The sequence below is a fragment of the Actinomycetospora aeridis genome, assembly GCF_037400275.1.
GTDB lineage: Bacteria > Actinomycetota > Actinomycetes > Mycobacteriales > Pseudonocardiaceae > Actinomycetospora > Actinomycetospora aeridis.
On sequence record NZ_JBBEGL010000028.1, the window covers coordinates 1 to 924 of the forward strand.

The following is a 924-nucleotide window of genomic DNA, read 5'->3' on the forward strand; positions in this document are numbered from 1 at the left end:
CGAGGAAGTTCAGCGAGGAGATGCGTCAGCGGGCCAAGCGCATGGTGCGTGAGGCCCGCGAGCAGGAGCCCGGGTTGTCGGTCAACGAGGCGTGTAAGCGCATCGGTGGCCAGTTGGGGATCGTCCCGGACACGCTGCGCGGATGGTGCAAGCAGGCCGACATCGACGACGGCCTGCGCCCGGGGACGACGACCGCGGAGTCCGAGGAGCTCAAGCGGCTGCGCCGGGAGAACGCCGAGCTCCGCCGGGCGAACGAGATCTTGAAGACCGCGTCGGCGTTTTTCGCGGCGGCGGAGCTCGACCGCCATACCCGTTGATCGTGGACTACATCGATCAGCACAAGACCCGGTTCGGGGTCGAGCCGATCTGCCGTGCCCTCACCGGTGAGGGCATCGCGGTCGCCCCGAGCGGCTACTACGCGGCCAAGACCCGCCCGCCGGCGCGGCGCACGCTGTCCGACGCCGCGCTCGCCGAGCAGATCGAGGCGACATTCTGGGATCCGAGCAAGGGCCGCGGGGTCTACGGGGCCCGCAAGATGCACGCCCAGCTGCGCCGCGACGGTGTCACCGGCCCCGACGGCCAGCCGGTGGCGCGCTGCACCGTAAAGCGGCTCATGCGCTCGCTCGGGCTGCGCGGGGTCCGGCGCGGCCGCGCGGTGTGGACCACCCGCGCGGACCATCGCGCCGGGCGGGCCCCGGATCTGGTCGATCGAGACTTCACCGCCACCAGGCCCAACGAGCTGTGGGTGGTCGATCTGACCTACGTGCCGACCTGGTCGGGCACGGTGTTCACCGCGTTCGTCTCCGACGTGTACTCGCGGCGCATCGTCGGGTGGCGCTGCGCGTCCTCGATGCCCACCGAGCTCCCCCTCGACGCGCTGGAGATGGCGATCTGGACCCGCGAACGCGCAGGCCACACCACTGA

Annotated in this window: 2 protein-coding genes and 1 other annotated feature; both genes read left to right on the forward strand. The window is 71.2% G+C overall.

The annotated features are described in order from the left end of the window. Nucleotides 1-317: transposase (locus tag WCD41_RS31020; RefSeq protein WP_337719123.1), on the forward strand; the 317-nt coding region annotated here is incomplete at its 5' end. Then, nucleotides 275-406 (forward strand) — a sequence feature (AL1L pseudoknot). (Overlaps the previous gene by 43 nt.) Further along, on the forward strand, nucleotides 320-924 hold a 605-nt coding region (locus tag WCD41_RS31025), incomplete at its 3' end, for an IS3 family transposase (RefSeq protein ID WP_337719124.1). (Overlaps the previous feature by 87 nt.)